Raw genomic sequence first — 4,589 nt, forward strand, 5'->3', positions numbered from 1 at the left:
CGTGCGTCAAAAGTGAAATAGTGTGATAGAGCGAGAAAAACGAAGAAAACATTAATTTATTGAGGGAGGAGACATGAAAGGGTTAGGTTCTAAGCACGAAACAGTCATTCAAACTTCGAAAGATAAAGAGTCGTTAGTAACTACTATCAAACAGCAGATCAGCAAAACATTTACTGTTCGGAAATCTATTGCTGTCGCTGTTTTGTTGACATTTACGACATTCGGCGGGTTAAAAATTCAGGAATCAATTGAGAACACTGGGCTTTACTACAAGGTCTATATTGACGGACGATATGTGGGGCTTGTGAAAGATACCAAATTTGTAATCGACAAAGTTTCTTCTCTGGATGGAAAAATGTCCGCTAAAGTATCGTTTGTTCCTGTCCATCAACGATTGAACGGTGAAACTCCTGAAGCAGCCATATTGATTGCAATAAACGAATCAATGCATCCTAAGGTACAAGCCGTTGCAATTTTTTCAAACGATCGCCAAGCGGTTGTTGTGAGGGATATTGCTTCCGCCCAAGCGGTGGTTGATTCAGTGAAAGCGAGATTCGCATCTGGCGGCAGCACCGTAAAAGAAGTGAAAATCAGGGAACAAATCGATTATCGGAATGTTCTAGTCAAGAGAGACGAAATTCGCTCTGTGGATTCGGCTGTTGCTATGCTCTTGCAAGGGGAAGAGAAACCCAAAAAGTATTTGGTATCACGCGGAGAGTCCCTATGGACAATTGCCTCCCGGAACAAAGTTTCGGTAGAAAAATTAAAAGCGGCAAATCCGAAAATCACAGATGAAAATGACTTACATGAAGGAGAAGAAATTTCAATCAGTTCGATTGAACCTCTAATCACGGTCGAAACCGTTGAAGAGATTACTCGAACCGTTCAGGACAAATTTGAAACTATATACCGAGATGACGCTAATTTAAATTTAAGGGAACAGCGGGTTCTAAATGAAGGACAAGATGGGAAGAAATTGCAACGGGTTCAGATTCACAAGAAGAACGGGAAAGTGGATTCCGAAGTTGTTATTTCGGAGCAGGTAACCAAGGAGAAAGTGAATAAGGTTGTCTTACGTGGAACCAAGAGGAACCCAACTATAGCGGCTGGGGATTGGGTATGGCCGGTTGCTTCAAGAGCGATTACATCTCCATTTGGTGAAAGGCGTGGTTCACAGGTTCATAATGCATTGGATATTGCAGCACCGACAGGCAATGCAATCTATGCCTCCAATAATGGAACCGTTATCTATGCCGGGTGGGATGGCGGATATGGAAAAACAATCCGGATCAGCCATGGAAATGGGGTTGTATCTACATATGCCCATTTGTCCTCGATTAACGTATCGGTTGGTCAACAGGTTAACAAGGGAGCGGTAATAGGAGGAGTTGGATCAACAGGTAATTCTACCGGTCCACATCTTCATTATGAGGTTCGGGTAAATGGGGCTATTGTCAATCCAGCTCCATATATGTAAAAAAGGAATTTATATGCATATATCCCCTCGGGGACTCCGAAGGTTATTTCTATATCGCAAATGATTTAAAGAAGAGGTGACGCTGTTTGCAATTGAAGAGGGTATCACTCTGTATAACGGTTCTCACCTCTTTTTTGAGCGTAAGCGCCGTGACGCTTTATTACTCGAAACAAGCGACAGTGTCACAAGCAAACTTGAATCAAGGGAACAACGCGGGATCTAACGGAACAAATTCGAACCGCGAAGGACGAGTAATTTCCGGTGTCCCAACACTGTCTCAATATACCGAACTTCCAACCGGTTGCGAAGCGACCACCATCTCAATGTTGTTGGGTTGGACAGGTATACAAGTTACAAAAGAAGAAGTGGCGAGAACGATTCCTAAAGAAAAGGTTCCAGTTTACCAAAACGGAAAGTATATCGGCGGCAACCCGAACGCGGGGTTTGTAGGTGACCCGTTCACAGGGAACGGTTTTGGGGTTTTGCATTTACCCGTTATGGAATATTTAAATCAATATTTACCAAATGTTGCGACCAACCTAACCGGAACTTCTTTCGAAAACATTTTATGGACAGTGAATTCAGGAAGACCTGTGATGGTTTGGATCACTCGAAATCTTGCCGAATCGTACGTGTCTCTAACTTGGAATGATGAAAAGGGAAATCGGATCCAGTGGCGTGCACCGCAACATACTGTACTTTTGATAGGCTATTCTCATACCGAAGTCATTGTAAACGATCCGGAAACAGGTGGCACAACCCGCTATCCTCGCGAATTGTTTCAGAAGAGGTGGATTGAAATGGGCCGTCAAGCGGTAACGGTAGCTGTCACGAATCTCGATGAGAACGTCTCCAGCGCGAAAACAGGCGATCTTCTTAAATGAAACGAACGTAAATCGAAATCTTATCTCATGAAAAAGGAATCATTCAAAAACTTCGAACTGTAGCCGGATCAGCACTATGAAAAATGTAAGGAATCATTGATGCGTTCTAAAAATGTTCACAGCATTTCTCTAATCTAAAAACTATAATGAATACAGTATCTTATCTCGAAGCAGGTTATGAATAAAAAATAGGGGGATACTGGATATGTTCTCATTTCTTTATTTCTTTCATATAACCGGGTTGGCTGTCTGGCTTGGAAGTTTGGTTTCCCTTTCAATTTTGATAATTCTTATCAACAAAATACTGCGGTTCGGAGAACTGACTAATAAATTTGTACAGATCATTAATAAGATGATTAAATGGGTGATGAATCCGAGTGCCTTGGTCATCTTACTAACAGGATTTATGATGACTTTGCAGATGGAATATACAAGTGAAACCAAACCGCTTTGGTTAAAATTAATGGAACAGGCCGGCGGATTAATTTTAATATTGTCGATCATTACCTTTACGATTCAGAGCAATCGAATAAGTAAAAAGATGATCTCTAAAGGAACTGCTGTGATTCATATAGAATCAAGCAAACTCTATTCTTCGATATTGCCGTTAATGATGATTACTATCATTTTGATCTTGGGGGTTACGATGATCGTCAGTTTAAAGATTATGTAACTCCGTCATCAATTGATGAAGAGCTCGCTTTTTTGAAAATCCGGTGAAATAACCGGATTTTTTGTTTATGCGCGCCTAGCCAAGCTAGGTACAACTATCCGGTGCAAGTCCGGTCGAGGAAAGAGCCAAGTCACCTCGTAGCTGACAGGCAACTGGTGGAGAGATCCTAAGGTTGAAGCCCTGTGACAAAGTATCTCCTGCATGGAGAGCGAGCAAAACAGCAGGCCGTAACATCAAGTGAATCCTGCCGCATCGTCAAAAAAGACCTAAAAAGGACAAGGGAGTGTCGAGCCCCGGTAAATTGGGCGAAGACCATGGAACGTGCGAAGAACTTGGAACGCAGCACGGAAGAACTCCCCGGTGTAAAGGGATCGGCATGTTGTGAAAGCTGTATCTGGAACTAGGGATACCCTACCTCGCACGGCGACAGCCGTAAAGAGCGGACCTATAAGCCCAAAAGGTGAAGTGGCGAGCTGCGGGAAGGGAGTCGGAGGGGGCCATAGTACCTGTGAAGCGAGGACAACACAACCTCGTGGAGGGAAGGGCGCACGCGTAATACCCCACTTTGTTCATGTGTTGGAGGAGGTAAGAGTGAGTGAATGCAGTGAAACCTGCTAACTACACCAAAGCAAAAGCTCAACAACTCTATAAAACACTATACTCTGCGGCCAAGGAAAATCCGAAGCGGCGGTTTCATGCGCTGTACGACAAAGTGCACCGACCGGATATCCTTTGGGAAGCATGGAGACGAGTCAAGGCTAATGGAGGAAGCGGTGGGGTGGATGGAGTAACCATCGACCACATTGTGAAGGAATACGGGGAAGGACGATTTATATTCGAAATCGGCTGTGACCTCGTAAACGGAGAATACCATCCGATGCCAGCGAGACGGAAAGAGATACCAAAGGGAGAAGGAAAATTTCGCCCGCTAGGTATTCCTGCCATCCGTGATCGCGTGGTGCAAATGGCGACCAAGATGGTGATTGAACCTATATTTGAAGCAGACTTTCAAGACTTCTCGTATGGGTTTCGACCCGGACGCAGCCAACATCAGGCACTGCGGCATATTCGCCGCGCTGTCAAGAAAGGTATATACTGGGTAGTCGATATTGACATTCAAGGGTACTTCGATAATATCTGCCATGACAAGCTGATGAAGCTGATTGAACAGCGCATCAGCGACAGACGGATACTGAAGCTGATTCGGAAGTGGCTGAAGGCGGGATTCGTAAAAGATGATCAGTTTTACGAAACGGAACTCGGAAGTCCCCAGGGCGGAGTCATTTCGCCGTTGCTATCCAATATTTACCTGAACTATCTGGACAGCATCTGGCAGAAGAAGTTTGCGGAAGTCGGAACTCTTGTCCGCTATGCGGATGACCTCGTCATTCTATGCAAAACCAAGGAACAAGCTCTAAAAGCAATAGATGTCCTCAAAGCGGTATTTGGAAAACTGGAACTCCAGATGAATGCGTCGAAATCCAAGCGGATTAACCCCGCTTATTTGGACATACCTTCATTTTAGAGCTATTTTCATAGAGTTTCGTTTTATATG

Annotated in this window: 4 protein-coding genes; all 4 read left to right on the forward strand. The window is 44.1% G+C overall.

Annotated features, from left to right (window positions below):
• Positions 1-73: 73 nt before the first annotated feature.
• The 4 genes from ACFO8Q_RS17170 (at position 74) to ltrA (ending at position 4,559) form a co-directional block, all read left to right on the forward strand.
• The gene (locus ACFO8Q_RS17170) at positions 74-1,477 is read left to right on the forward strand and encodes a LysM peptidoglycan-binding domain-containing M23 family metallopeptidase (protein WP_380027213.1); all 1,404 of its coding nucleotides are present in this window, start codon (positions 74-76) and stop codon (positions 1,475-1,477) included.
• Between the two features lie 86 nt (positions 1,478-1,563).
• A complete protein-coding gene (locus ACFO8Q_RS17175) occupies positions 1,564-2,361 on the forward strand; it encodes a C39 family peptidase (RefSeq protein ID WP_380027215.1) in 798 nt (265 codons plus the stop codon).
• Between the two features lie 205 nt (positions 2,362-2,566).
• Positions 2,567-3,034, forward strand: a complete 468-nt coding sequence (locus ACFO8Q_RS17180) for a hypothetical protein (RefSeq protein WP_380027217.1) — start codon at positions 2,567-2,569, stop codon at positions 3,032-3,034.
• Positions 3,035-3,629: 595 nt separating this feature from the next.
• The gene (gene ltrA, locus ACFO8Q_RS17185) at positions 3,630-4,559 is read left to right on the forward strand and encodes a group II intron reverse transcriptase/maturase (RefSeq protein WP_380027219.1); all 930 of its coding nucleotides are present in this window, start codon (positions 3,630-3,632) and stop codon (positions 4,557-4,559) included.
• Positions 4,560-4,589 lie beyond the last annotated feature (30 nt).

This window comes from Effusibacillus consociatus (assembly GCF_042652925.1).
GTDB classification, from domain to species: Bacteria; Bacillota; Bacilli; order Tumebacillales; family Effusibacillaceae; genus Effusibacillus; species Effusibacillus consociatus.

Coding starts and splice junctions, on each gene's coding strand:
- ACFO8Q_RS17170 (WP_380027213.1), top strand. CDS start 74: ATGAAAGGGTTAGGTTCTAAGCACGAAACAGTCATTCAAACTTCGAAA.
- ACFO8Q_RS17180 (WP_380027217.1), top strand. CDS start 2,567: ATGTTCTCATTTCTTTATTTCTTTCATATAACCGGGTTGGCTGTCTGG.